The 21,049-nt window shown below is 67.6% G+C and carries 19 protein-coding genes and 1 pseudogene; 7 read left to right on the top strand and 13 right to left on the bottom strand.

The window, feature by feature from the left end:
* Window positions 1–13: 13 nt before the first annotated feature.
* Genes paoC through paoA form a run of 3 tightly spaced genes read right to left on the bottom strand, consistent with a single transcriptional unit; the run spans window position 14 to window position 3,788 of the window.
* Window positions 14–2,218, bottom strand: a complete 2,205-nt coding sequence (gene paoC / locus ACSQ2H_RS22845) for an aldehyde oxidoreductase molybdenum-binding subunit PaoC (RefSeq protein WP_436063741.1) — start codon at window positions 2,216–2,218, stop codon at window positions 14–16.
* Window positions 2,215–3,165, bottom strand: coding sequence for an FAD binding domain-containing protein (locus tag ACSQ2H_RS22840; protein ID WP_436063740.1), 951 nt, complete (start codon window positions 3,163–3,165; stop codon window positions 2,215–2,217). The genes paoC and ACSQ2H_RS22840 overlap by 4 nt, the downstream gene beginning before the upstream one ends.
* Window positions 3,162–3,788, bottom strand: a complete 627-nt coding sequence (gene paoA, locus ACSQ2H_RS22835) for an aldehyde dehydrogenase iron-sulfur subunit PaoA (protein ID WP_436063739.1) — start codon at window positions 3,786–3,788, stop codon at window positions 3,162–3,164. The genes ACSQ2H_RS22840 and paoA overlap by 4 nt, the downstream gene beginning before the upstream one ends.
* Before the next feature lie 191 nt (window positions 3,789–3,979).
* Between paoA and ACSQ2H_RS22830 the strand changes: the two genes are divergently transcribed.
* Window positions 3,980–4,138: a hypothetical protein gene (locus ACSQ2H_RS22830; protein WP_436063738.1), complete on the top strand. Its 159-nt coding sequence runs from the start codon at window positions 3,980–3,982 to the stop codon at window positions 4,136–4,138.
* A gap of 40 nt (window positions 4,139–4,178) precedes the next feature.
* Here ACSQ2H_RS22830 and ACSQ2H_RS22825 read toward each other — a convergent pair whose 3' ends face one another.
* The 3 genes from ACSQ2H_RS22825 to ACSQ2H_RS22815 are packed head-to-tail and all read right to left on the bottom strand — an operon-like array spanning window position 4,179 to window position 5,436.
* Window positions 4,179–4,508 (bottom strand): hypothetical protein, encoded by a 330-nt coding sequence (locus tag ACSQ2H_RS22825; RefSeq protein ID WP_436063737.1) that lies wholly within the window; start codon window positions 4,506–4,508, stop codon window positions 4,179–4,181.
* On the bottom strand, window positions 4,471–4,980 hold the full coding sequence (locus ACSQ2H_RS22820) for a shikimate kinase (RefSeq protein ID WP_436063736.1): 510 nt from the start codon (window positions 4,978–4,980) through the stop codon (window positions 4,471–4,473). The genes ACSQ2H_RS22825 and ACSQ2H_RS22820 overlap by 38 nt, the downstream gene beginning before the upstream one ends.
* 21 nt (window positions 4,981–5,001) lie before the next feature.
* Window positions 5,002–5,436, bottom strand: coding sequence for a hypothetical protein (locus ACSQ2H_RS22815; protein WP_436063735.1), 435 nt, complete (start codon window positions 5,434–5,436; stop codon window positions 5,002–5,004).
* Between the two features lie 693 nt (window positions 5,437–6,129).
* Between ACSQ2H_RS22815 and ACSQ2H_RS22810 the strand changes: the two genes are divergently transcribed.
* The 3 genes from ACSQ2H_RS22810 (at window position 6,130) to ACSQ2H_RS22800 (ending at window position 11,115) form a co-directional block, all read left to right on the top strand.
* Window positions 6,130–7,284, top strand: coding sequence for an NAD(P)/FAD-dependent oxidoreductase (locus ACSQ2H_RS22810; protein ID WP_436063734.1), 1,155 nt, complete (start codon window positions 6,130–6,132; stop codon window positions 7,282–7,284).
* A gap of 12 nt (window positions 7,285–7,296) precedes the next feature.
* Window positions 7,297–9,489, top strand: a complete 2,193-nt coding sequence (locus ACSQ2H_RS22805; protein ID WP_436063733.1) for a TonB-dependent receptor — start codon at window positions 7,297–7,299, stop codon at window positions 9,487–9,489.
* A gap of 93 nt (window positions 9,490–9,582) precedes the next feature.
* Window positions 9,583–11,115: a M81 family metallopeptidase gene (locus ACSQ2H_RS22800; RefSeq protein ID WP_436063732.1), complete on the top strand. Its 1,533-nt coding sequence runs from the start codon at window positions 9,583–9,585 to the stop codon at window positions 11,113–11,115.
* On the opposite strand, the gene ACSQ2H_RS22795 is transcribed toward ACSQ2H_RS22800, so the two are convergent.
* Genes ACSQ2H_RS22795 through ACSQ2H_RS22780 form a run of 4 tightly spaced genes read right to left on the bottom strand, consistent with a single transcriptional unit; the run spans window position 11,112 to window position 15,872 of the window.
* Entirely contained in the window at window positions 11,112–11,579 is a 468-nt protein-coding gene (locus ACSQ2H_RS22795; RefSeq protein ID WP_436063731.1) for a helix-turn-helix domain-containing protein, read from the bottom strand. The genes ACSQ2H_RS22800 and ACSQ2H_RS22795 overlap by 4 nt on opposite strands.
* Window positions 11,576–12,916, bottom strand: coding sequence for a peptide MFS transporter (locus ACSQ2H_RS22790; protein ID WP_436063730.1), 1,341 nt, complete (start codon window positions 12,914–12,916; stop codon window positions 11,576–11,578). Before ACSQ2H_RS22790 ends, ACSQ2H_RS22795 begins: the two co-directional genes overlap by 4 nt.
* The gene (locus tag ACSQ2H_RS22785) at window positions 12,913–13,986 is read right to left on the bottom strand and encodes a dipeptide epimerase (protein ID WP_436063729.1); all 1,074 of its coding nucleotides are present in this window, start codon (window positions 13,984–13,986) and stop codon (window positions 12,913–12,915) included. Before ACSQ2H_RS22785 ends, ACSQ2H_RS22790 begins: the two co-directional genes overlap by 4 nt.
* Window positions 13,987–14,024: 38 nt before the next feature.
* The gene (locus ACSQ2H_RS22780) at window positions 14,025–15,872 is read right to left on the bottom strand and encodes a serine hydrolase domain-containing protein (RefSeq protein ID WP_436063728.1); all 1,848 of its coding nucleotides are present in this window, start codon (window positions 15,870–15,872) and stop codon (window positions 14,025–14,027) included.
* A gap of 327 nt (window positions 15,873–16,199) precedes the next feature.
* Between ACSQ2H_RS22780 and ACSQ2H_RS22775 the strand changes: the two genes are divergently transcribed.
* Window positions 16,200–16,865 (top strand): helix-turn-helix domain-containing protein, encoded by a 666-nt coding sequence (locus tag ACSQ2H_RS22775; protein WP_436063727.1) that lies wholly within the window; start codon window positions 16,200–16,202, stop codon window positions 16,863–16,865.
* A gap of 128 nt (window positions 16,866–16,993) precedes the next feature.
* On the opposite strand, the gene ACSQ2H_RS22770 is transcribed toward ACSQ2H_RS22775, so the two are convergent.
* The gene (locus ACSQ2H_RS22770; RefSeq protein WP_436063726.1) at window positions 16,994–17,473 is read right to left on the bottom strand and encodes a DUF4440 domain-containing protein; all 480 of its coding nucleotides are present in this window, start codon (window positions 17,471–17,473) and stop codon (window positions 16,994–16,996) included.
* 249 nt (window positions 17,474–17,722) lie between these two features.
* Window positions 17,723–18,157 carry a hypothetical protein gene (locus ACSQ2H_RS22765; RefSeq protein ID WP_436063725.1) on the bottom strand — a complete coding sequence of 145 codons (435 nt, stop codon included), beginning with the start codon at window positions 18,155–18,157 and terminating at the stop codon, window positions 17,723–17,725.
* A gap of 824 nt (window positions 18,158–18,981) precedes the next feature.
* Between ACSQ2H_RS22765 and ACSQ2H_RS22760 the strand changes: the two genes are divergently transcribed.
* A complete protein-coding gene (locus ACSQ2H_RS22760) occupies window positions 18,982–19,257 on the top strand; it encodes a type II toxin-antitoxin system ParD family antitoxin (RefSeq protein WP_436063724.1) in 276 nt (91 codons plus the stop codon).
* An 83-nt stretch (window positions 19,258–19,340) separates the two neighbouring features.
* Window positions 19,341–19,559 (top strand): annotated as a pseudogene (locus ACSQ2H_RS22755) (type II toxin-antitoxin system RelE/ParE family toxin); the annotation flags it as partial.
* A gap of 287 nt (window positions 19,560–19,846) precedes the next feature.
* Here the strand turns inward: ACSQ2H_RS22755 and ACSQ2H_RS22750 are convergent.
* The gene (locus ACSQ2H_RS22750; protein ID WP_436062061.1) at window positions 19,847–20,875 is read right to left on the bottom strand and encodes an IS110 family transposase; all 1,029 of its coding nucleotides are present in this window, start codon (window positions 20,873–20,875) and stop codon (window positions 19,847–19,849) included.
* Window positions 20,876–21,049 lie beyond the last annotated feature (174 nt).

Genomic DNA, 21,049 nt, shown 5'->3' with positions numbered 1-21,049 from the left:
GCCCGACGCCAGGCTAGTTCGGCGCGCCAGCCAGCAACTTGTCCAGGGTGACCGGGTAATCCCGCACCCGCACGCCGGTCGCATTATAGACCGCGTTGGCCACCGCCGCGGCGACGCCGCAGATGCCGAGCTCGCCCACGCCCTTGGCCTTCATCGGCGAGGAGATCGGATCGGTCTCGTCGAGAAACACGACCTCCTGGTGCGGAATGTCGGCATGGACCGGGACCTCGTAACTCGCCAGGTCATGATTGACGAAGAAGCCGCGCCGCTTATCGACCTCCAGCGCCTCCATCAGCGCCGCGCCCACGCCCATGGTCATGGCCCCGATCACCTGGCTGCGGGCCGACTTCGGATTGAGGATGCGGCCGGCCGCGCAGACCGCCAGCATTCGGCGCACGCGTACCTCGCAGGTGTCCGCGTCCACCCCCACCTCCACGAAGTGCGCGCCGAAGGTCGACTGCTGGTAGCGCTTGTCGAGATCGCCGTATTCGATGTGGTCTTCGGCCAGGAGCCCTTGCTCGCCGGCCGCTTCCGCAAGCGACATCCCGCGCGATCCGACGCTGACCCGGCCGCCTTCAAACCTGGCCCGACCTGGATCGAGTTGCGCGGCCTGAGCGACGGCTTCGCGCAGCTTCATGCAGGCCGCATAGACCCCGGCCGTGGAGTTGTTGCCGCCCCATTGGCCGCCCGAGCCGCAGGAGACCGGAAAGTCCGAGTCGCCGAGCCGAACCACGACCTCATCCAGCGGCACCCCCATCATCTCAGCGGCGGTCTGGGCGATGATCGTGTAACTGCCGGTGCCGATGTCGGTCATGTCCGTCTCGACCGTCACCACCCCGCGCCCGTCGAGCCGGACCCGCGCCGCGGACTTGGTCAGCAGGTTGTTGCGGAACGCCGCCGCAACTCCCAAACCGACCCGCCAACGTCCGTCTTGCAACTGGCCCGGCCTGGCCTGCCGCCGGCGCCAACCGAAGCGCTCGACGCCGGTTTCCAGACACTTCACGAACTGGCGCTGCGAGAACGGCCGACCCGGTTTCTCGGGATCCACCTGGGTGTCGTTGAGAACCCGGAAGGCCACCGGATCCATGGCCAGCTTCTCGGCCATTTCATCGACGGCGATCTCAAGCGCCATCATGCCCGGCGCCTCCCCCGGCGCGCGCATCGCATTGCCCTCGGGAAGATCGAGGGTCGCTAAGCGCATGGCGGTCATGCGGTTCGGGCCGGCATAGAGCAGACGCGTCTGGTTGACGGCGGTCTCCAGCCCGCCGCCGGGAAGATCTCCGGACCAGCTCTCGTGCCCGATCGCCGCGATCTTTCCGTCCCGTCCGCAGCCGATGCGGATCCGCTGGATCGTCGCGGGGCGGTGTGTGGTGTTGTTGGCCATCTGCGGCCGCGCCAGGGCGACCCGCACGGGGCGTCCCGTCGCGCGCGCGCCGAGCGCCGCCAGCAGGGCGTCGGCCCGCAGGAACAGCTTCCCGCCGAAACCGCCGCCGACGTAAGGCGAGACGATCCGCACCTTCTCCTTAGGAATTCCGAGGGTCTTGGCGAGGTCTCCCGCGCCCCAGTCGATCATCTGGTTCGAGGTCCAGACCGTCAGCCTATCTCCCTCCCAGGCAGCGATCGAGGCGTGCGGCTCCATCATCGCGTGCGACTGATCGGGGGTCGTGTAGGTCGCGTCCAGCTTGACGGGCGCCGCGGCGAAGGCGCCCTCGAAGTCTCCCAAAGCCGTGTCGGTGGGACTGCCCTGCCCGTCATCTTCCGGCTTGATCGCCGAGCCCTTAGCTACGGCGAGGTCGAAGGCTCCGGCGGCAGGCGCATACTCGACCCGAACTAGGCCCGCAGCGGCGCGCGCCTGTTCGAAGGTCTCGGCCACCACCAGGGCGACGGCCTGGTGATAATGCTGCACATCCGGACCAGCCAGCAGGCTGGCCGTGTTTCGCTCGCCCTTCCCCAGCTTGCCGGCGTTCTGGGCGCTGACCACCGCCAGCACGCCGGGCGCTGCGCGGGCGCGGCCGTCGTCGACGGCCACGATGCGCCCCTTGCCGATCCCAGCGCAGACCACGTAGCCGTAGGCCTGATGGTCGAACACGTCGTGGCGGTCGTTGGCGTAGGGTGCAGCGCCGGTCGTCTTCAGAGGCCCGTCGATCCTGTCGGTCGGCCGCCCGACCACCTTCAGCTGATCGATGGGGTTCTGGGTCGCGGGTTGGTCGAACTTCATGCCCGGGCCTCCTCGAGCACCGCTGAAAGCGTGCGCTCAGCAAGCTTCACCTTGAAAGCGTTGTCCGGCTGGGGGCGGGCGCCGGCCAGCAGCCGGTCGATCACCGGTCCCGCCCCCGCTCGCAACTCGGGCTCCGCCGCCTCGCTTCGCCACGGCTTGGGCGCCACACCGCCCAGCGCCACCCTCCCGGAGCCGTCGGCCTGCACCACCGCGGCCACCGAAACCAGGGCGAAGGCGTAGGAGGCGCGGTCGCGGACCTTGCGGTAGACCTGCCGCCCGCCCGCCGGCTGCGGCAGGGTCACGGCGGTGATGAACTCACCTGGCCTTAGCACCGTCTCAAGATGTGGCGTGTCGCCGGGCGATCGATGGAAGTCGGCGATCGGTACGGCTCGCGCCGCGCCCTTGGCGTCCACGGTTTCCACCACCGCGTCGAGCGCGCGCATCGCGACCGCCATGTCGCTTGGATGGGTGGCGATGCAGGCCGGGCTGGCCCCGATTACGGCGAGCTGGCGGCTTACCCCGCCGATCGCCCCGCAGCCGCTGCCGGGCCTGCGCTTATTGCAGGGTTGCTGGGTGTCGTAGAAGTAAGGACAGCGGGTCCGCTGCAGGAGATTGCCGGCGGTCGTCGCCTTGTTGCGCAGCTGGCCCGACGCCCCGGCCAGCAGGGCGCGGCTGAGCAGGCCGTAGTCGCGCCGAACGATCAGATCGGCCGCCAGGTCGGCGTTGCGAACGAGCGCTCCGATCCGCAGTCCCCCCTCGGCCGTCTTTTCGATCCGGTCGAGGCCGAGCCCGTTGACGTCGATAAGGTGTGTCGGCGTCTCGATCTCCAGCTTCATCAGGTCGAGGAGGTTGGTCCCACCGGCGATGAACCTGGCGCCCGGCCTCACCGAGGCCTTGGCCGCCGCGTCGACCGGCGAGGCGGCCCGCTCGTAGGTGAAGGCCTTCATACCCGCACACCGGCGAACTCTGCGATCGCCTCCTGGATGTTGGAATAGGCGCCGCAGCGGCAGATGTTACCGCTCATGCGCTCGCGCAGTTCCTCGTCGCTGGCCGAGGGCGGCTCTGTCAGGCTTTCGCTGACGTGGCTCGGCAGACCCGCCTTCAGTTCGTCCAGCATCGCCACCGCCGAACAGATCTGTCCGGGTGTGCAGTAGCCGCACTGATAGCCGTCATGGCGGACAAAGGCCGCCTGCAGCGGATGCAAACTTTCGGCCGATCCGAGCCCCTCGATCGTGGTGATCTTCGCGCCCTCATGCATCACCGCCAGGGTCAGGCAGGAATTGATCCGCCGCCCGTCAAGGATGACCGTGCAGGCGCCGCATTGCCCGTGGTCGCACCCCTTCTTGGTCCCCGTCAGCCGCAGATGTTCTCGCAGCGCGTCGAGCAGGGTCGTGCGGGTGTCGAGGCTAAGCTCCCGGGCCTGACCGTTGACTTCGAAGCGCACGCCGACCGTCGCAGGCTCCGCAGCCTGCGCGTCGCCCCCCGCCGAGACCGCACCCGCCGCCACCGCGCCAGCGCTCGCCATCAGGACGCCGCGCCGCGACATCCCCCCATCCTCCACCACCTGCATGAGACCCGTCCTCCTGAGGCGCCCGCAAGCGCGGTCGCCCTGGTCTCAACTCCCGGCCTTACATCGGGTTCACCCACGCCCCGCCACTCGGGGCGGCCCAGAGCGCCAGCCCTCCGGGGCCACGCGCGTGCCCCCGGAGCGCCGCCGAAAGCAGGGTGCATCCATATGGGGCCCCGGGCATTAGCCCTTCCATGGCGAACAATCCCGAGACCAATCCCGCCGGCGACGGCGAAACCATCCGTGCCCAGGACGCCAGCGCTGGGCAGAAGACCGGACATATGCGCTGGGTCCTGGGGATCAGCGCGACCCTGGCGATCGCTGCCCTCCTCTTTGTGTGGCTGGCCATGTAGTGGGGCGCCTGCAAGGTTTAGGCGCCTTTGCGCCTTATCCTCAGTGATCCAACTTCCACGACGATAGGCGGCGCACGATCTCCTCGACGGCCTCGTCGAGGGTGAGGTCCCCCGACACGGACACCACACCCTCCTCGCGCGTGGGCGGCTCCAGAACAGCGAGCTGGCTCGCCAGGAGCTCCGCCGGGAAGAAGTGCCCCCGACGCCGCGCGAGCCGCCGCCGCAACTCGGCCTCGTCCACATCAAGATATACCGTGACCAGACCCGGATCGGCCGCCCGCAGTTGGTCGCGATAGGCCCGCTTGAGCGCCGAACAGGCGATCACCCCGCCCTTACCCACGGCTGCCCATCGGGCGATCACCTGCGCCACGGCGCCAGGGCGCACGGTCGGCGTCGTCCAAGGCCTCGCCGGCGGCCATCTTCACTCGGTTGGCTGGCGGATGCAGATCGTCCGCGTCAATGAAGGCGTGGCCAAGCGCCCGCGCCAGCGCCTCGGCGAGCGTCGTCTTGCCCGCCCCGCTTACCCCCATCACCAGCAGTCGCACTTCCATCAGGACGGAACTCGGCGCCGCGAATACGGCTCCCCTCCTCTTCAACGCGGCATCCGCTGAGACCATCGAAACACGGGCAAACAACGCGCCACTTCCGGGCATTCGCTCCAGGCGCAGAAGCGGACGAGAAGCGACCGCTCCCGGCGAAGCCGCCTTACAGGAGACCAAATCTTCGGCCGCAAGGCGGACGCTGGCGTCAGGCTCTGAGTCGCCAGTCTTCTTGTAGAGCAACGCCACCCTCGTGCAGCGAATACTGTGCATCCGGTAGGCTGTCGCTTCCAGCTCGATCAACGATCTCCAGCGCTGTCGCGCCTATGCTCCCGCGGCCCTTATGGCGCCCATAGCGTCCTGAAGCGTCCTGAGGTGCTCGCGACTTTCTTCCATCTGACGTGCCTGCCCCTCCATCGTATCCGTCAGAGTGCGCAGGATGTCCCTGTCATGCTCCGAAAGCGCGCCGCCGTTGCGTGACGATACCTCGTCCAGGAGCTGCTGAAGCACGGTCGCCGATTGGCTCGCGCCGCTCAAACGCGCCTCCTCCGCCTTGATCGCCCGCTCGTACATGGACGCCCTGGTTTCCCCGATCTCCTCCACGACATGAGAGAGCGCCTTTCCGTCACCCCCGCTCAAGCCGGGGACGCTCGCGGCGACCTCGGCGAACTCCGCCAGGGGACGAGACGCCTCCGGGCGCAAGGCACGGCCGGTCGCCTCAAACTGGAGTTGTGGAATTCGAACTGAGCTGACGTTCATGAAACCCTCCCCTACGCGGGACGCCAAGCAGGTTTCGGGCCAAGCACAAACGCAGACACATCAATAGGTTGCGCGCGCATCAAAGTGTTGCCGGTCAGTTTTGCCTAGCTCCGCGCGCCATCCCGGCCCTCAAGGACCGCCCTCAAGCCTAGGTAAGGCTGATGCGCCCCGGGGGCCGGGGCGCAACGACGACGCTACGACGGGCACCTTATTGGCGCGGTTCGAGCGGCTTGCTTGGGATCGGCACTCTCATCGAAGTGAGGCGGATCAGCCCTACGTGAATGCTCTGGCCAATCGGATTTGGCAGCGCATCTCGCGAACCGCCCCAACCCACCCCGACGTGGCGATCAACAGGTCAGCTGGTCGGCATGGAGCGCGTGCCGCGGACGAAGAGTGCTCGTCAGCTCCGCGCCAAGTGCTGTCCCGATGCCCGGACCGGTAATCATGCCCCCAGTCCGTCGGCCCTTGGGAAAGTCCTGATCGACACCTGCCGATCCTGCCCTGCAGGGCTTGGAACCACGACGCGGCCTCAACCAAGATCCAAGCCTCCGCAACACCACCTCGCGCGCAGCGCGAAGACCAACCAAACCAAGCGACCGGCCCCAATGGCTATTATTGTCCTGATCAGAGAATTTATTTCGCGTCAGGGCGAATGCCTGTCATATCTGCGCCATACAGACCTAGGAGGACTGGGTGGCGCAGTGCGATGTCGTTGTTGTCGGAGCCGGGATCGCAGGCGCTGGCGTGGCGGCTGAACTCTCCGGCGACCTGAAGGTCGTACTGCTGGAGCAGGAAGCGCAGCCTGGCATGCACGCCACCGGGCGATCGGCGGCCCTGCATTCTGAGATCTATGGCAACGCCTGCATTCGCGCGCTGACCCGGGCGGGTCGGAGTTTCCTGCTGAAGGAAAAGGGCGGTCGCAGCTTCATGCGCCCGCGGGGTTGCCTGCACATCGCCACGTCCGCGCAGCTCGGCCGCCTGGAGACCATGGCGGCCGAACCGGGGGTGGGCGCGGGCGTACGCCGGATCGAAGGCGCGGCGTTGCGCGAAAAGCTCCCTCTGCTGCGCGACGCGGCTGTGGCGGCGTTGGAGGAGAACCACGCCTACGACATCGATGTCGACGCCCTGCATGGCTACTTCCTGCGCCGGCACCGCGCCCACGGAGGATTGCTGCGCTGCACGGCGCCGGTGAGCGCGATTACGCGGTCCGGCGGCCTCTGGGCGGTGACGGCGGGGGGCGAGACCTTCCACGCGCCGACCATAATTAACGCCGCCGGAGCCTGGGGCGACCAAGTGGCCGGACTGGCCGGCGTGGCCGCCATCGGGCTGCAGCCGATGCGGCGCAGCGCGCTGATCGTCGACGCGCCGCCGAACGCCGATCCCGCGTCCTGGCCGGCGGTGATCGACATCGACGAGCAGTTCTATTTCAAGCCCGACGCCGGTAGGATTCTGATGTCCCCGGCCGACGAAACCCCGTCCCTGCCCTGCGACGCTTATCCGGACGACCTCGACTTGGCCGTGGCGGTCGACCGCGTGCAGCAGGTCGCCGACATCCCCGTCCGCCGTATTGTCCACAGCTGGGCAGGCTTGCGGACTTTTGCGCCCGATCGCACCCCGGTGGTCGGCTTTGATCCTACCGCGGAAGGCTTCTTCTGGCTGACCGGCCAGGGAGGCTACGGCATCCAGACCTCGCCAGCGCTCTCGCGCCTGGCCGCCGCGCTGGTGCGCGAGCGCCAGCCGCCCGCCGACCTGATCGCCGAGGGCGTGCGCCCCGCCGATCTCGATCCGGCCCGGCTGCGCCGCGCGCCATCCACGACAAGCACGCCGATACGATCGGCCAATTCCTAGAGGGGGCAGTCCATGAGAACACGATCTTCTAAGCACGCGTTGATGCTGGCGAGCAGCGCCTCGCTGCTGTCGGCCGCAAGCGGAGCCCATGCGCAAAGCGCCGACCCGGCGACCATCGAGGAGGTGATCGTCACCGCCCAGAAGCGGGCCGAGCGGCTGATCGAGGCGCCGCAGTCGGTGACGGCGCTGTCCTCCGCCGATCTGGCGCGAACCGGAGCCAAGGAGTTCGTCGACTTCGCAGCGACGGTGCCCGGCCTGCAGTTCACGACGCAGGGGCCGGGAAGCTCACAGCTCAGCCTGCGCGGCGTGACCAGCGGGGCCGATGTCGGCCCCACCGTCGGCGTCTATGTCGACGAAGTTCCCTACGGCTCCAGCTCCGCCTTCACCAACGGCCCGCGCCGGGCGTTGGACGTCGGCTTGTTCGACGTCGAGCGGGTCGAGGTGCTCCGCGGGCCGCAAGGAACGCTCTACGGCGCGAGCGCTATGGGCGGCGTGCTGAAGTACGTCATGCACGCGCCGGTGCTCGACGTGTTCGAAGGCTCGGCGAAAGCCGGCGTCGCCGGCGGCAGCGAGGGGGGCGTGAGCTACGACGGCTCACTGGTCGTCAACGCCCCGCTGACCGAAGGGGTGTCGGCCGTCCGGGCCAGCGCTTTCTATTCGCGCGACGGCGGCTTCAGCGACAATGTCGTCACCGGCCAGAGCGACGTGGACCGCGGCGAGGTCTATGGCGGCCGGGCCGAACTGCTGTTCAGGCCGACCGACGCCTTCTCGGCGCGGCTCACCGCCTTCGCCCAGAATGTGCGCCGCGACGGCGGCCGCTACGCCACCTATTCCCTGGCCGGCGAGCCCGTGGCCGGCGATCTCGACCAGGCCCACCCGCTCAGCGAGCCGTTCAGCAGCGACTTCCGGCTGGTGAGCGGGACCCTCGACTACGACTTCGGCGGCGCGGTCCTCACCTCGGTGACCAGCTACCAGACCACCAAGACCAAAGCGACGACCGACGGCTCGGCCGTCTATGCGCCGCTGCTGCAGCTGTTCTTCGGCATCCCGGCGACGGCGATGGCGGTCAACGAAGTTTCGGAGACCAAGAAGTTCGCCCAGGAGGTCCGGCTCGCCTCCACGCCTGGCCAGTCCCTGGAGTGGCTCCTCGGGGCCTTCATCACGCGCGAGGAAAGCCAGCTCAACCAGGTCGGCGACGTCTTCGGCGCGGGCCTGGTGCGCCTGCCCGTGAACGCGGTCACGGCCCACATCCCGAGCACCTACGAGGAGTATGCTCTGTTCGGCGATCTGACCTGGCATATCACCGACAGGTTCGACGTCACCGGCGGCGTCCGCGCGGCCCGCAACGAGCAGAAGGTCACCCAGCAGACGAGCGGCCTGCTGGTGTCGCAGGCTCCAGGCTCGAAGTCGCAGGAAGACGTCGTCACCTACCTCGCCAATGCGCGTTACCGCTACAGCAAGGACGTCACCGCCTATGCGCGCTTCGCTACCGGCTATCGGCCCGGCGGCCCGAACTACCTGGTGCTCGACCCGGCGACCGGCCTGCCCGGCGCGCCGGCGACCTTCGATTCCGACTCGCTGAACAGCTACGAGCTGGGGGTCAAAGCCGAGACCCCCGATCGCCGGTTCGGCGTCGACGGCGCCGTCTATTACATCGACTGGAGCGATATCCAGCTGCTGACCGGCGTCGCGGGGGTCACCACCTATGTCAACGGCGGCGGGGCGGAGATCAAGGGCGCCGAGTTGGCCTTCACCGCCCGTCCCGTCCGGGGGCTCTCGGCCAGCGCAGCCTTCGCCTACAACGACGGCAAGCTGTCGGACGACGCGCCGGCGCTCGGGGCCGTCAAGGGCGAGCGGCTGCCGAACGTTCCGCGCTACACCGCGACGCTGAGCGCCGACTACACCTGGCTCGACGCGCCGCTCGAGCCGAGCGTGGGCGCGAGCCTGCGCTATGTCGACGACCGCAAGGCGAGCTTCGACGCCAGCCCGGCCATGCCGCAGTACCATCTGCCCGAATACACCTCGTTGGACTTGCGCGCCGGCCTCCGCTTCGAGCGCTTCGAAGCCCAGGCGTTCGTGAACAACGTGTTCGACGAGGCCGGGCAACTCAGCGCACAGACGGTGCTCTCGTCGTTCGGCGGCCCGGCCCAGGTCACCCTCCTCCAGCCGCGCACCTTCGGTCTGCGTTTGACGGCCCCGTTCTAAACGGAGCATGGGGCGGTCGGCGGGAGCGCGGCGGAGGGTCTAGCCGCCGCGCTCCTTGCCGCTGGAGCCCGTAGGGGCTCTCCTGGAGGACCGATGACGAGCAATTCAAATCCTCCCCTCCGCGTCTATCTGGCGGGCCTCGCGCACGAGACCAACAGCTTCTCGCCGCTTCCCACCAGCCTGCGCAGCTTCGAGGCCGATCTCTGCTATCGGGCCGGCGACGAGACGGCGCGCGCCGCGGCCTTGGTGTTTCCGGGCTACGGCGACGCCGCCGCCGCCGCCCTTGCGCGGGGCCATCATCTGATCGAGGGCCCCTGCTTCTGGACGCAGCCCTCGGGGCCGGTCAGCGCGGCGCTGTTCGAGACCCTGCTGGGCGAGATTCTGGCCGGCCTGCGCGGGAGCTGGCCCATCGACATGGTCGTGCTCAATCTGCACGGTGCGATGGTCGCCCAGGGGATCGACGACTGCGAGGCCGTGGTCCTGCGCGCGGTCCGCGAGGCGGTCGGACCTAGCGTGCCGGTGGGCGCGATCCTCGACCTGCACGGCAACGTCTCGGCCGCGATGATCGAAAGCGGCGCGATCCTGGTCGGGGTGAAGGAATACCCCCACATCGATTATGGCGAACGTGTCCAGGAGCTGTTTGCGATCCTTGAACCGATGGCGTCGGGACGTTCGCGGCCGTCGACTGCCTTGAGGACCATCCCCCAGCTCAGCCTGCAGGGCACCACCGAAGCGCCGATGCGCGCCCTCGTCGCCCATCTGCACGATCTTGAAAGGCGCGCCGGAGTGCTCTCGGCGAGCTTGATGCATGGCTTTCCGTGGGCGGACTGGGAGGGCGTCGGCGCCTCGGTGATCCTGGTCAGCGAAGGTCTGCCGCGCGCCGACGTCGAGGCGATGGCCGATGAGGTCGCCGAACGCTTCACACGCCTTGTCGAGGCCTCTCCCCCCAGTCGGCTCGGGGTCGAGGCGGCCCTCGACGAGGCGATGGCGACGGCGCGGCCAGGCGCCATGGTGGTGATCGCCGACAGCGCCGACAATCCAGGCGGCGGCGCGGCGTGCGACAGCACCTACCTGCTGCGAGCGATGATCGCCCGCGATGTTCAGAACGCGGCCGTCGGCATGATCTGGGATCCGCAGGCGGCGAGCATTGCAGCGGACGCCGGGGTCGGCAGTCGCATTCCCTTGCGGGTGGGCGGCAAGGTCGGTCCGCTGTCGGGCGATCCGGTCGACGTCATCGCCGAAGTCACCTGCGTGCGTGACGACCTGAGCCAGCGCCTGTTTGGCGAGGACCCGGCCAGCCCGCTGGGGCTTGCCGTGGCGCTTAGGGTCGGGGGGATAGACCTCGTCGTCAATTCCGTCCGCCAGCAGGTCTTCTCGCCCGAGTGCTTCACAGGCCTGGGCGTCGACCTGACTGGCAAGGCGCTGGTGGCGCTCAAGTCCAGCCAGCACTTCCGCGCGCGGTTCGATCGCCTGGCGCGGGGCGTCGTCTATTGCGACCCGCCCGGGTCGCTGAGCACCGATCTGGCGGCCATGCCCTATCGCCGCGTGCGGCTGGCGGGTCGCAGCGGGGGCGCTACCCTCATCGATCGCCCCGTCGGCCGCTGGTGGGCTGAGGCGCAGGCCTAGGCCGGCGGCGGACGGCGCAGCCGCCGCCAGACCGTCATCCTTGAGACCCCGAGCCGCCGGGCGATCTCGCTTGGGCCGACCCCGGCGGCGTTCAGCGCCAGCACCGCGTCGGCCTTGGTCGCGGCCTGCGCCGCCATGAGGGCGAGCCGGGCGGCCAGCGCCCTGCCGGCCTCGCCCTCGGCGGTCAGCGGCGGGTCGAGCACCTGAAGCACCGCGCCGCGGCCGGCCAGCGCCTCAAGCGCACGCAACGCATTGGCGGCCTTACCCAATGCCTGCAGTCGCTCCACGATCAGGACATCGCCGCAACGCAGAAAGCCGAGCACGGCCGGCAGGCCGCCGCCGGGCTGGTCCGCGCGCGGGTCTGTTCGCACCACCTCGCAATGTGGGATCAGGCGCGCCCGGGCGTTCTGCTCATCCTGGCCGGCGCGCACATATCCGACGCGCAGGCCCGTCGTGCGGCTCAAGCGGGAGGATCCGCGATCGGCCGGGCGCCCGCCGCGCCGCGCGTTGAGGCCAGCCCGAAGGCGAGCGCGGCGGCGAAGGCGAAGACCGCGCCGATGGAGAAGAAGGCGGAGGGCGACAGCACCTGCCACTGGGTCCCAAGCCATCCGGCCGCCAGGCTGCCGGCGAACTTGGCCATGTACCAGACCCCGATCATCAGCGAGGCGATCTGAGGCGGGGCCATCTGGCTGAAGAGCGAGAGGCCGATCGGCAGCACGAACAGTTCGCCCAGGGTGAGCAGAAGGAAGAAGCCCACCAGCCAGGCCCAGCTGGCAAGGCCCTCCACCTCGGCCTGACGGGCCGCGCCCAGCATCAGCAGAAAGGCCAGGCTTGCCAGACCCGAGCCGATCATCATCTTGCGCAGCGGGGCCGGTTCGCGGCCCCTGCGGGCCTGCAAGGTCCACCAGATCGTGAGCACCGGGGTCAGGCAGAAGATCAGCAGCGGATTGATCGACTGGAACCAGGTGGCCGGGACGACCCACGCGCTTGCGCCGAAATGCACGGTGCGGTCGGTTCGGCCGTCGGCCCAGAGCGCGATGGTGTTGCCGCTCTGCTCGTAGGCGATGCGGAACAGAACCACGAGGGCTGCGACGCCGAGAAGGCCAAGCACGGCTCGCCGTCCCTTGGCGTCCAGGGCGATCGGGGCGCCTCTGCCGGCGCGCGGCGGACTGATCTCCCGCGGCAGGACGCTCTGGTTACAGAGATAGAAGACCAGGCCGATCAGCATGCCGACCCCGGCGACTGCGAAGCCGTAGTGCCAGCCGTAGAGTTCGCCGATGGTTCCGCAGATCAACGGGGCCAGGAAGCCGCCGATGTTCACGCCCATATAGTAGAGGCTGTAGGCGCGGTCGCGGCGGCTGTCGCCGGCGGCATAGAGATAGCCGACCTGGGTCGTGGTCGCGGGCAGGAAGAAGCCGTTGCCCAGCCCGACCAGGAACAGGCCCAGGAAGAACGCGCCCTCGAAGGCCAGGGCGAAGTGGCCGATCGCCATGATCAGCCCGCCTAAGACGACCGACCGCCCCTGCCCCAGCTTTCGATCGGCCAGAAGGCCGCCGAGAAGCGGAGTCAGATAGGCGAAGGCGGCGTAACCCCCATAGAGCGCCGAGGCCTTGGGCTGGCTGAAATCCAGCTGCTTGGTCATGTAGTAGACCAGCATCGCCTGCATGCCGAAGTACGAGAAGTGCGCCCAGGTCTCGGTGAGAAACAGCACAGCCAGCCCGCGCGGATGGCCGAGCAGTTCGCTGCGATCGCGCGGCGGCTCCAGCCGCGCGGCTTGGGGGCTGGCGGTCGTCGGGCTCATGGCGCAGGGCTTTCCGGGAACAGTGGGTCTTTGGACATTGGCCCGGCGCCAAGCTGCGGGTTCGGCCGGCGCGCCAGCTGAGCATCCGGGGCGCCCCAGACCTCGTCGCCACAGAGCAGAAAGCCGTCTTCATAGGTCACGTGGCGTGCGCGATCGTCGCGCAGCACGGCCGGTCCGTCGAGATCCACCACATCGCACAGCTGGCCGAGCACGAAGGCCGGGGCCATGCTCCAGCTGGTGCCGGCCATGTTTCCGACCATGACGCCGAGGCCGCGCCGCCGGGCGAGCCTCGCCATGGCCAGGCCTTCACTAAGGCCGCCGCACTTGTCGAGCTTGATGTTGACGACGTCGAAGCCCGAGAGCGCCTCCAGTTCGGCCAGGCTTTGCACGCTCTCGTCCGCCGCCGTCGGTATCGGACTTTGCAGATCGCGCATCCACGCGTCCCGGCCCCTGGGAAACGGCTGCTCGACCAGGGCGACGCCGGCATCCACCAGCGCCGGCATCAGGCGCTCGAGCCTTTCGGGCGAGAAGCCCTGATTGCCGTCCACTGAGAGCCAGACGTCCGGCCGCGCCGCGCGCGCTGCGCGCACCCGGGCCGCGTCCAGCTCAGGATCTTCTCCGGTCAGCTTCAGTTTGAGCGCGCGGGCGCCCGCTAGGGCCGCTGCGGATCGGCCCGTCACGTCGGGATCTTCGGCGCTTAAGGTGAAGGTGGTGACCAGCGGCCGCGGTCTGCCGACCCCCGCCAAGGCCCAGACCGGCCAGCCGCTGCGTTGCGCCTCCAGTTCCCAGAGCGCGCAGTCGAGGGCGTTGCGGGCGCCGCCAGGCGGCAGCAGGCCTGCAGCGCCTTCGAGGTCGAGCCCAACTTCGATCTCGCCGCGCACCGCCTCCAACGCTGCCGCCATCTCGGCGGCGCCTTCCTGGAAGTAATAGACGCCAGCCGCCTCCCCGCGCCCGACGGCGGCGCCGTCGCGCAAGGTCGCCACCACCAGGGCGACGCCGTCGAACACATGGCCCGAGATCCGGAACGGGACCTTCAGGGGAATGCGCTCGATGGCGACCTCAAGGGTCAATGGCCGTCGGCTCCTGATCACGCGCTGAACTCCGAGACTCAGAAGTGAGCGTTGAGGCCGAACAGATGGAAGGCCCAGAGGGTCCAGGCCACCACGGCCGTGGCCGCCAGCAGGACGATCGACCAGAGGCGGGCCGCCCAAGGCCCGCGCCCTTCCACCCGTCGCCAGGCGCGCCGCAAGTTCCAGGTCATGGCCGCCAGCGCGACGAGGACGACCACGGGTCCAGCCAGGCCCAGGATGCCGATCACTGGCTGCAACGGCCCGCCCAAGGCTTCGAGATTGGAGATCCCCGTCCCGATGACGAACACCCAGCCGCCGACCACCGCCAGGGTGGCGAGCGCGGCCAGCCGTGCGAGCCGTGCGGCCCGGCGGTCGGCGCGGTCACGGTAGATGGTCGCCGCATAGCCGCGTCGCGCCAGGACGGCGATCGGCCAGAGCGCCACGGTCAGCGCCAGCGCCGCGAGCGCGGCGGCCAGGGCCGGGGCGAGCCAGGCGCTGGAACGCTGCCAGGGGACCGGCTGCAGCACCATGATCGGCGAAATCTGATCCATGCTGAACCGGGTGACGACGCCGTCGCGGGTCTCCGCCGCCAGGCGCCATGGTCCGTCGACATCCTTCCAGACGTACGGCGCGATTTCGCGCCAGCGCCGTGGTTCGCTGTTCAGCCCCAGCAACGCCGGAACGATGATCGAACCGTCCGGCTGGGCGATCACCTTCATCTGGCTCGCCAGGCCAAGGGCGGCCATGAAGTTCGAGCGCGAGCCGCGGCTGTTCTCGTAGACGCCTGACAGGGCCATTGCGTGGCTGGCGGCGGCGGCGGGATCAACGGTTCCGGTCGGCTGCGGACCGGGGAGGTAGCGGTCGGCGAAGGCCTGCAGCAAAGCGGTGCGAACCTGCACCGCGGCGTCGCCTTTTCCGGCGCTGTTCATTCCGAAGTAGATGCCGACGCCGTCATCGAGAAACAGGCTCAGCTCGCTGTGATGCCACATGGTGTCGCCGCCATGGCCGATCATGCGCCGCCCGTTGAGGTCGCCCTGAAAGAACCCCAGGGTCATCCGATTGAGCGGTCCGAGCGCCGGACCGGCCGGACTATGCATCAGGCGGGCGGTCTGGGGCTGCAGCAGCCGGCCGCGGCCTCGTTCATCCTCCAGATGGGCGATCATGAACTTCGCCATGTCCTCGGCGGTGCTCGACATCGCGCCGGCCGGCGGCTGGCTGATCAGTTCAAAGGGTTTGGCGGGCCGCGAGGCGAGTTGATAACTCAGCGACATCATCGGCCGCAGAGCGGCCGGCGCCGGTTGCAGCATCGTCGAATGGCGCATGCCGAGCGGCGTGAAGATGTGACGCTCGACATAGGTTTCGTAAGGCTCGCCCGAGACCCGCTGCACGATGTAGCCGGCCAGCGCCGCTCCATAGTTGGAGTAGGCCGGCGTCGAACCGGCGGCGAAGACCCGCTCGGGAATCCAGCGCTTGAGCGTGACGTCGAGCGGATCCAGATCGCGAGGATCGGAAAACATCAGGCCCTGCACCGTCTCTTCAAAGCCGGAGGTGTGGGTCATCAGCCGGCGCATGGTGATCGGGCCGTCCGGCCGCTGCGGAATCTTGAAGTCCAGATAGGCGTTGACGTCGCGGTCGAGGTCGATGCGGCCCTGTTCGACCAGCTGCATCACCGCCGTCCAGGTGAACAGCTTGGTGACCGAGCCGGGGCGGATCACCGTCTCGCCCGTCATCGGCCGGCGCGCCCGGACATCGGCGAGCCCGTAGCCCTTCACCAGCACTGGCTGGCCGTCCTTGACCACGGCCACGACCGCGCCGGCGACGTCGGCCCGCGCCAGCGCGTAGGGGACCACGCCGTCGAGGAAGGCCTCCAGGTCCGGACGTGTCATCGCCGCAGGCGCCGAGGTCGTTGTCGCAGCTGGCGTGGACGGGGCGATCGACGACGGCGCAGCGACGGCGGCGGACGTCGAAATCAGACAGGCCAGGACGGCGCACGCCCGACGTAAAACACCCATGCCGCAATCCCCGCTCGGCCGGGAGCCGCGGGCCCCGCCATTCTTGCTGAACGGGAGCGTCAATCCTGGTAAGAGAATTGTCAACCTTATTGGGACAAACCGAGCCACACTACGTCTCAGTGCTCCGAGACGGGCTAGTCGCCACAGCCGGATCGGCTAAGGTGGCACCGGGGACCGACCAACAGGCGCAAAGGGGGCCGAGTGAGCGCAACGGATGAAACGGGGCGGCGATCGCGCACCGATGCGGGCGCCCATCCGTCCCTCGGCGTCCTGCTCCGGCGGCTGCGCGACGCGCGCGGATACACGCTCAAGCAGATGAGCGATCATACCGGCATCCCGGTGTCGACCCTGTCCAAGGTCGAGCATGACCGCCTGACCCTGACCTATGACAAGCTGCTGCAGCTCAGCCAGCGCCTGAACATCCGGATGTCGGAGCTGTTCGCGGAAGGCGGAGAAGCGCCTGACCCCGCCGTGACCGCCCGGCGCAGCATTGGGGACCTCTCCCGCGCCCTGACGGTGCGCACGCCGAACTACGAGTACCGCTACCTCTGCACCGAGCTGCGCCGCAAGCGGATGATCCCGGTGATGGTCAATGTCCGAACCCGGCGGCTGGAAGACTTCGGCGCCCTGGTGCGGCACGACGGCGAGGAGTTCATCTATGTCGTGGAAGGCCGGATCGAGGTTCACACCGAGTTCTACGATCCCGTCGTCCTGAGCGTGGGGGAGTCGATCTATATCGACTCCAATATGGGCCATGCCTACCTGACCGCGGACGGCTGCGACGAGGCCCTGGTGCTGGCGGTCAATTCCAGCGCCGAGGATGGACTGATGGAGTCTCTGATGTCGCTTCACGAGGCGAAACGCTGAGCTACCGGACGGTGGAATCCCTCGGTGGCGTCGTCGCATCTTCCCTGCGCTAGGTCTGAGGCTCGAGGGCGGCGCCAGTAGCCGCTTACGCTTCTTGCCGAGAAGCGGACGTTACTCACTGCGAAGCGCTAATCGTAAAATGTCCATACTCCCGCTCCCGATCGGCGAAGATCGAAGTCGCTGGAAGTCTGCAGTTCAAGGATCCTATCGGCGGCGATCGTGATGGTTTCCGTGCGCCAGCGCGGGAAGCACTCCACGGCGTTGGGATGGCAGCGGGTGAACTCGATCACGAGCATGAACCGCCTGGTCACCTGACCAGCGACTGGCACGTAGCCCGAGAAAGCGCTCAGAACCCGCGTCCGTCGGGTGCGAGGCAAATCGACGCCAGCGGCCGTAAGCCAATCGTTCTTGTCGATCACCTTGCCCGCCCCATCGATGATCGTCGCATCTTCTGCGATCAAGCTGCGAAAAGCTGGAAGATCATTCCGCTCGAGGGCGGCAGCGTACGCTTCGACAACTGCAGCTTCGGCCTTCCTCGGCCCAACCGGCGGTACGGCGAGGGCCGGACCGGCTGCTAGTAAGACGGCAATGAAGAGCAGGTACCTCAAGTGACGCTCCCCTCTCCGCGAAACGGTCTCATTATAGGTCGACTTACCGGGACGTCGCCACCGACCGAATCCGCCCGACTTGCCGCAAAGTCGAGCGACGAAAATTGACCCTCACCTGACCTTTCCCAATGGCGTCACCTTGAGGTCGCCAGGCTTCTTGGAGAGGAACGCAACCCTAAGAGGCGAGGGCTGTGGGTCCGGTAGGCTGCCGCTTCCAGCTCGATCAACCGATCTCCAGCGCTGTGGCGCCTAGGCTCCCGCGGCCCTTATTGCGCCCAGAGCTTCCTGAAGCTCCCTGAGGTGCTCACGACTTTCTTCCATCAGACGTGCCTGCCCCTCCATCGTATCCGTCAGAGTGCGCAGGATGTCCCTGTCATGCTCCGAAAGCGCCCCCCCGTTGCGCGACGACACCTCGTCCAGGAGCTGCTGAAGCACGGTCGCCGATTTGCTCGCGCCGCTCAAACGCGCCTCCTCCGCCTTGACCGCTCGCTCGTACATGGACGCTCTGGTCTCCCCGACCTCCTCCACGACACGCGAGAGCGCCTTTCCGTCACCTCCGCTCAGGCCGGGGACGCTTGCGGCGACCTCGGCGAACTCCGCGAGGCGACCAGACGGCTCCGGGCGCAAGGCACGGCCGGTCGCCTCAAACTGGAGTTGTGGAACGCGAACTGGGCTGACGTGCATGAAACCCTCCCGTGCGCGTGACGCCAAGCAGGTTTCGGGCCAGACAAAAACCCCGACACATCAATACGTTGCGCGCGCGCCAAAGTGGTGCCGGTCAGTTTTGCCGAGCCCCGCGCGCCATCTCGGCCCTCAATGGCCGCCCTTCGACCGAGGTGAAGGCCGATGCGCCCTGGGTTCCGAGGTGGCTAGCCTGCCGCAGTCAAAGAGCGGAAGTCGATGGCCAGCTGCAAAACGGACGCTACTAAACGCCTTCAAACAGCACACCGAGCGCTCCGCTAACGGCGTACGCGGGGTCGCTACGCACCCTTAGCGGACATTAGGATTTTCGGTAGATCATCGACGCATGGACTCGTTGCGCCGAGCCGCACTGCTGAGCATTGCGACAGACTTTCTTGAAGGTCGGCTACCGCCCCTGGAAGCAGCCTGGGCCCTCGCGGCTTTCGAGGACGAGGTCCCCTACGAACTCAAAAGCTGTCTCACGGCGATGGTCGCAGTGGAGAGCGAGACTGATGACATTCCGCTTGGCGGAAGATGGGAGCTTTGGCACCCGGACGTGCGCGCTACGGAAGATCGGAAGCACGACGCTGCCCAGGCTTGGGCCGAACCTATCGTGCGCGAGAGCTGTGAGAGGCTGGTTGCGGCGCTGTAGAAACGTCCGCTTTCCACCCCTCGCAGACGCTCATGGAGTCCGCTCGTTGGGTCCGGCCGGAAACCGCTTGGCACCAATCGATGAACTTGCCTTCGCTCCGGATAGCAGACGCCGGCAAAATCGCTCAGTATGAATTAGTCATACCTGGTGGTAGGCTCGTGCGAGAGGTGCCACCATGATCGAGAAGAGAACAGTCAGCCTACCGAGCGACCAAGCGGCGTTCATCGACGCAAAGGTTAGCTCGGGCGATTACGCCTCAGTCAGCGAGGTCGTCCGTGCAGGTCTCCGAGCCTTGAAGGAACGCGACGAGGCGATCGAACGCTGGCTCCGAGAAGAGGTCGCACCGACATACGACTCGATGAGCGCCGATCCGGCCAGAGCGATATCGTCGGCGTCCGTGTTTTCCGACGTTCGCGCGCGGCATGCGCAACGGCAGAAGGATCCAGAGTGATCCGCCACGCGATCGTCTTTAGCCCTGAGGCTCGAGCCGACCTCCTAGAACTGTACGATTGAGTCGCGAACGCTGCCTCGCCCGACACAGCAATGGCCTACTTGGGGCGGATCGAGCAGTTCATTGCAAAGCTCGAGCTGGGACCTGAACGAGGCACGCGGCGGGACGACATCCGCCCGGGGCTCCGAACAGTCGGCTTTGAACGGCGCCTGACTGTCGCGTTCCTCGTCCGCGAGCAGGTCACGATCCTTCGGATTTTCTACGGCGGACGCGATTGGGAAGGCGCACTAGGCTCGCACTGATTTTGTGTTGAGCCGTAGGTCCGCCTGGCGCCATGTCTGGACGGCTCCCCGTTGGCAAGGTTGATCTGAGAGTTCTGTGAGCGCTGGTCGGTGCGGCCATGTCTTCGACCTGTTGGTGCGGTGCATGGACCGCTGGCCATGATGCCCTCCGCGAAGCTGGGTCCCGACCAAAAGCACGGGCTCAAGGCCCGATGGCGCATTGGGTTCTCCCGCTTCCCGGGTCGACCGGTTCACATCACTCCTTCGTCGCCCTTTCCAAACTTGTCCGGCGCAGTGGCGCCTGAGTTTTACGCGGCTTGCAGCTGCGGCTCCCGATAGGCCTCGCCGCTGGTCATGATCGCCCAGATCATCCGGGCGTTCTTGTTGGCCAGCGCCACCGCCGCGATCTTGGTGCTTCGCCTGGCCATCAGCTGCACCAGCCACGGTCGCCTGGATCCGTGTCGCTCGGCGTATCGGATCACGGCCAAGGCTCCGATCACCAGGAGCTGGCGCAAGTATCGATTGCCCTGCTTTGTTATCCCGCCAAGCCGTTCTTTACCGCCGCTTGAGTTCTGTTTCGGCACCAGGCCGATCCAGGCGGAGAGGTTGCGGCCAGACTTGAAGGCATGAGGATCGGGCACACTGGCGACCATCGCGCTCGCCAGCACCGGGCCGACGCCAGGCACAGCCATCAGCCGGCGGCCGACCTCTGTCGCCCGTGCGCTGGCCAAGATCATGCGGTCGGTCTCGAGCGCCTGGCGGTTCACCAGGTCGAGCTGATCGGCCAATAGCTTCAGGCAGATCCTGGCGTGCGCCGGCACGCGTTCGTCGGCACCGTCCCGGATGATCTCGACTAGACTCTGAAGCCCCAGCCGGCCGATCGGCGCCGCCAAGCCAAACTCCGCCATGTGCGCCCGGATGGTGTTGGACAGTTCGATCCGATGACGCATCAGGGTCATCCGAGTCCGATGGATCACCAGCACGCTCTGCTGCTCCGGCGACTTCACCTCGACGAAGCGCATGCTGGGGCGGGTCACGGCTTCGCAGATCGCCTCGGCATCGGCCGCGTCATTCTTCTGCCGCTTCAGATAGGGCTTCACGTACGAAGGCGGCATCAGCTTCACCTCGTGGCCCAGCTCGCCCAGCTTCCGGCCCCAGTGATGCGCCGTGGCGCAGGCCTCGATCCCGACCCGACAAGGCGGCAGCTTCTCAAAGAATGGGATCAGTTTGGCTCGGGTCAGCTTCCGCTGGACGACAACCTGGCCCTCAGCATCGACTCCGTGGACCTGAAACACCGACTTGGCGATGTCCAATCCCACTGTGACCACCTCTTCCATGGCGCTCCTCCATTTCGGCCGCAGCAATGCTGCGACCACGGTGGGGAGCCGTCCACGGCATCAAATGCGGACCAACGCTGTTGGCCTAGAAGCGGACCTTCTGGCCGTCGACGGCCGAGTGTCAGAGCGGAGCGGACTTACTCAAAGGTCTACTTCCTGGACCTTCGCGGCGCT

The organism is Phenylobacterium sp. LjRoot97 (genome assembly GCF_964254345.1).
Classification (GTDB): domain Bacteria; phylum Pseudomonadota; class Alphaproteobacteria; order Caulobacterales; family Caulobacteraceae; genus Phenylobacterium.
Note: the sequence above shows the minus strand (reverse complement) of the source record. Positions and strands in the feature narration are given on the sequence as shown.